The sequence below is a fragment of the Gammaproteobacteria bacterium genome, from assembly GCA_027296625.1.
Taxonomy (GTDB): domain Bacteria; phylum Pseudomonadota; class Gammaproteobacteria; order JAKEHO01; family JAKEHO01; genus JAKEHO01.
Genome location: JAPUIX010000032.1, coordinates 1 through 4,836, shown reverse-complemented (window position 1 = coordinate 4,836; position 4,836 = coordinate 1). Strand labels below are relative to the sequence as shown.

The following is a 4,836-nucleotide window of genomic DNA, read 5'->3' as shown; positions in this document are numbered from 1 at the left end:
GAAGAATACGGAGGCATCTTTTGTGAAGGTCACTACCGTGCGTTTAGAAGACGACGTGTTGAAGCGCCTCGACGGGTTAGCGGCGGCGATGAATCGCCCCCGCAATTGGGTGATTCAACAGGCGGTCGATCAGTACCTCGACTACGAGGCATGGTTCGTTGAGCAAGTTAAAGCCGGGCTACGCGAGGTCGAGGAAGGGAAGGTGGCTTCGCACGATAAGGTCGTCGCGCGGTTTAAGAAATGGGGCGTAGATGCGGGTTGAGTGGTCCGACGCCGCCCTCGATAACCTGGATCAAGCAGTCGAATACATCGCCCAAGACAAACCCGCGGCCGCGGCTAAAGTCGCACAGAAGATCTGGGATGCGACCCAACGGCTGGGTGAGCAACCGGGAATAGGGCGGCCTGGTCGCGTGGAGGGCACGCGGGAGCTGGTGATCACGGGCTTGCCTTACATTGTTCCCTATGTCGTGAAGGGCGATCGTGTCATTGTCTTGCGGGTCATGCATGCGGCCATGAAGTGGCCGGAACAACTTTGATGGGGGCTGCCCGGGACATTTGTTGCGCCCACCACAGATCTATATTGCGATCAGGACGTTCGATGATCGCCATTTGACCACGTCGCCTATTTCAAATGCACGTCTTCTTCGATCTTGACGGCATGTTGACTGATCCGAAAGAGGGCATCACGGCCTGTATCAAATACGCCTTATCGAAACTTGAGCATCCGATACCGGCCATGGAAGTGCTCAAAAAATGTATCGGCCCGCCTTTGCACGATTCGTTTGTTGATATCCTTGGATCGGTAGAAGCGGCTGATAGGGCCCTTGGGCTCTATCGACAACGATTCGGTCGTATCGGTATGTATGAAAATAGACTGTATGCCGGTGTCAAAGAGTCGCTAAGCCGACTTGGTGATCAGGTTGAATCGATGTATGTCGTCACGTCCAAGCCGACCGTCTATTCGGAGAAGATTATTGATCACTTCGATCTGACCCGGTTTTTTCGAAAGGTATACGGCAGCAATCTGGATGGTTCACTCACTGACAAATCAGATCTAATACGTTTCGTTCTAGAATCAGAGTCAATTGCGCCATCTGCGGCGATTATGATCGGTGACCGATATCATGACATTACTGGCGCTAAGGAAAACGGACTACGTACGGTCGGTGTTCTGTGGGGTTACGGATCTAGGCAAGAACTCGAAGATGCCGGTGCCGATGTGTTATGCGAGACGCCGAAGGTGCTTCATGACTGTATAGTCGCACAAGACTAAACTACACACCTCGCCCATCAACGGATCTATACTGCGCTTGAGACGTTTAATTAAGGATTTTTGCGTCGAGTGCTTCATGACATGTGCTACACAACTATTCACTGGCGGGTTTTAAATATATTCGCAAGGCTTTTTGGACTAGTTTCCGCCCTTGCTGGGCTTGGTTTCGCCCTGTGGGGGTTGTACTTCTTGATCCAGCCAGAGGCCGCTGGACCGAGAGATATACTTGGTTTCTCTCCATCGTTTAGATACTTCGTTGGTGCCTTCTTCTGCCTAGTTATTGGCTTTCATTTTCTTCGAGGTAAGGCGCACCGACCAGATCTTGCGGAAGGAGATAACGCTCAACCGGGTGCAGGCGAGAAAGCGCGTGGTTGGTGGACGGGTGAGCCCTTAGACTAGAACAAGCACAGTAAGAGCGAAAGGGTCAAATTGATCTTACCTCAATAAAACGGACACTTCGTTAGGGACGCTATTGTACTTCTGAGCCTCCAGCGGGACCATTAAGGAATTTTTAGACTGTATCGCCAAACTTTTCCACAGAAGTCCTTGCCACATTCGCTAACCAGGAGAATCTCATGCTCCCCGGTGTTAGCGGGGAGGGCGGTTAAATTGACACCGCCGCGTAGGGTCTCCTCGTAGATCAGTTTTTTCTCCGGACCGAAGACAGACAGAACCATCCGCCTGTTGGATGCTTGGGCGATCGCAAGGTACTGTGCGCGGCCGCTTGCCAGCCGAATGGGTAACACCTGGCCAAGATAATGCAACGGGAAATCGAGCCAATAGACGATAGCGCCGTTAGTGAGATCAATCACCTGAAGAGCATTTTTGTTGTTAATCACCGCGTGCCACGTCCCTCGTGTATTGGGCCATTTCACGACACGAAGTGTAGTGAGGTTATTCGCGCCGAACATAGGCTTAATAAATAATTGCTTCACGATAGATAGGGTGTCATTCCGAATTGTTAGAACAAAATGGGATTCACCATCAATTTGGGACAGGCCTAAGGAAACTAGCTCATTGCGTCCGTCTCCGTCGATATCGGCGGTTTTACTGCCCTTAACGTCATAATCGAGTTTTTGTATTACGCTTCCGTCGCTGTTCAATACGTGGGTTTCCTGTTTCCCCACGATCAACAGCGGAATCAGAAAATCCAGGCGGCCATCATTGTCCACGTCAAACGCGATGATGTCCCGCGGCGAGTAGTCGATTTGTGTTAATCCCTTGTCTTCGCGGGTTGACATGTTTTTTCCATACGCCCAACGCCGTTTGCCTTGGTGGTCGATCAATTTGACCGGTGACCATCCGCCAGCGTTATCGACATACTCGCACGCGCCATCACCCTCCACATCGACAGGAAAAACATTAAATCCTGCTACTGTCTCGAATTTCATAAAAGACCGCAGGGTACCGTCTTCCGAAATATCGGCCACACCGCCACGACCGGTAATCGTGAGGTCGCCGTCACTTGTCGGGTCGCACGGCTTTAACTGCATTGACGTGATCGCCCCCAAGGCAGCGGGTGCTTGAAAGAAGCGTTCTTTCTGCATTAAAGATTCTGTCGTGGTGACGCCGAGCGGCGCAGGCAAGTTGAAGCGCCCAAAATTACTGGCGTACAAATTGGCAGCAGCATACAGCGCGAGCACGCTAACATTAGTGGCATTTGCAATAGTACGAGATTTCGTGCCAGTCAGCCTCGCCTGGAATTTTCCGACGCCCCATCCCAGTGCCCAGCCGATGGCAATGAAAAACAACGTATAAGGCAAATAAAATAAAAAAATCAGTCCAGTAGTGGATGAGGTCGACAACCAGTAATTCATTTGCAGATATACGCTTATGCCGGTCAAGGCAAGCAGACCCCCGGCTACCGCGTAGGTCCGAACCACACGCACCGTAACATCCATGGGGGCAGGCTTTCGCAATACGAAATAGGCTAAAGTAGCTAGAACAAGAAAAGAGGCGAGATTAAATGAAATCAGTATTAGGTCGGGCGGGCGATCATACATGACACCACTGCCGATGGCTCTTGCCCAAGCCCATGTGGCAAACGGCAGGATCAAGCCAACAGTGATGATGGCGATCAGGAACGGCGTGATGTTTTTAGACGTCGACATCTTGGTTGGACTTTCGTTTTACCGGATGCGGCCATGGCCTACCCAGGAAATTTATCCCAATGCTATTATATTTAGCTTAATTATCGCGTGGCCGATAGCATCATTTCAGCACAGTGCCCCAGAAACGAGCGTGTTAACGTGAAAAGGTATCAGGAATCTTTTTGACGAAATTAGGGTCAGGTTTTGCAATGCCACATTCAAGAATGTCTCGACAGCGTTAGAGCCCTTTTATGAAACTAAACCGCACGCCTCGCCCATCAACGGAGATATACTGCTATTTACGTATTCGATTAGCGTTATATGGCAGCTAGCTCATGATGCATAAATTGACAATTCCTGCGCGCGAAGGTCGTGCTTTCCGGCTGGGTGCCGGGAGAACGATGCGGATTGTCACTCCGCACGGACAGCAAGCCGCGGACTTCTTCGCGTTTAATGCCGACAACGTGCGTGAGTGGTTATCGCCCAACCATACGTGGGTATGGACGCGTACCGTCCGTCCCCGGCAAGACGATGCGTTGCTGAGTCGGTTCAGGCGGCCGATGCTCGATTTTGCGGAAGACGGCGCTGGTGGCGTGCACGACATGATGATCGCCGCCTGCGACCAATTTCGATACGAACAGTTAGGCTACGAGGGACCGCACGCGAGCTGCTCGGACAACCTGCGCATGTCGATGCAGCGATTGGGATACGAGATCGACGTAATTCCGCAGCCGATCAACTTCTTTACCAATACGCGTGTCGAGCCAGATGGTACGTTCGTTTCACCCCCGAACCCGGTTAAGCCGGGCGCCTATGTCCAGCTGACGGCACGAATGGACCTCATCTGTGTTGTTTCGGCATGTCCGTATGACCTCAACCTACCCGATTGGCCAATCAACGCTGGATCTGGACCAACAGAGCTATTGGTGGAGTTTGAGGAAGACGGCTAGAAAGGGGGACAGGATCGCTAGGATTGTTCCGGACAATCCGGTGCATTGCCACCGTCCTTGGTGGTCAAAGTCTTGACTTTAAACTTTTCGTAGTGCGTTTGGTGCGCCCACCAACGGTTCTATACTGCAATTGAGACGTTCAATAATCGCTATATGACCGTGTCGCCCATTCCACATGCACGCCTTTTTTGATCTTGATGGCACGTTTAACTGACCCGAAAGAGAGGATCACGGCCTGTATCCGCTAGGATTGTTCCCGACAATCCTTTGCATTTCCTCCATCCATGGAGGTCAAATACGCCTTGTCGAAGCTTGAGCACCGGATACCAGCCATGGACGTGCTCGAAAAATGTATCGGCCCGCCATTGCACGATTCGTTTGTTGATATCCTTGGGTCGCCAGAAGCCGCTGATAGGGCCGTTGGGCTCTATCGAGAACGATTCGGTAGTATCGGTATGTATGAAAATAGACTGTATGCAGGTGTCAAAGAGTCGCTAGGCAGACTTTGTGATCATGTTGAATC

Annotated in this window: 6 protein-coding genes; 5 read left to right on the top strand and 1 reads right to left on the bottom strand. The window is 51.4% G+C overall.

What is annotated here, in order from left to right; genetic code table 11:
• The 3 genes from O6944_01760 to O6944_01750 all read left to right on the top strand — a co-directional run.
• Nucleotides 1–262 (top strand): CopG family ribbon-helix-helix protein (locus tag O6944_01760; GenBank protein MCZ6717873.1); only part of this gene is annotated, 262 nt, incomplete at its 5' end.
• Nucleotides 252–536, top strand: coding sequence for a type II toxin-antitoxin system RelE/ParE family toxin (locus O6944_01755; protein MCZ6717872.1), 285 nt, complete (start codon nt 252–254; stop codon nt 534–536). The genes O6944_01760 and O6944_01755, both read left to right, overlap by 11 nt.
• Nucleotides 537–631: 95 nt before the next feature.
• A complete protein-coding gene (locus O6944_01750; protein ID MCZ6717871.1) occupies nt 632–1,273 on the top strand; it encodes an HAD hydrolase-like protein in 642 nt (213 codons plus the stop codon).
• Between the two features lie 500 nt (nt 1,274–1,773).
• On the opposite strand, the gene O6944_01745 is transcribed toward O6944_01750, so the two are convergent.
• On the bottom strand, nt 1,774–3,384 hold the full coding sequence (locus O6944_01745; GenBank protein MCZ6717870.1) for a hypothetical protein: 1,611 nt from the start codon (nt 3,382–3,384) through the stop codon (nt 1,774–1,776).
• Between the two features lie 314 nt (nt 3,385–3,698).
• Between O6944_01745 and O6944_01740 the strand changes: the two genes are divergently transcribed.
• Complete coding sequence (locus O6944_01740) at nt 3,699–4,313, top strand: urea carboxylase-associated family protein (protein MCZ6717869.1); 615 nt, start codon at nt 3,699–3,701, stop codon at nt 4,311–4,313.
• A 284-nt stretch (nt 4,314–4,597) separates the two neighbouring features.
• The coding region (locus O6944_01735; GenBank protein MCZ6717868.1) for an HAD family hydrolase at nt 4,598–4,836 on the top strand (239 nt) is incomplete at its 3' end.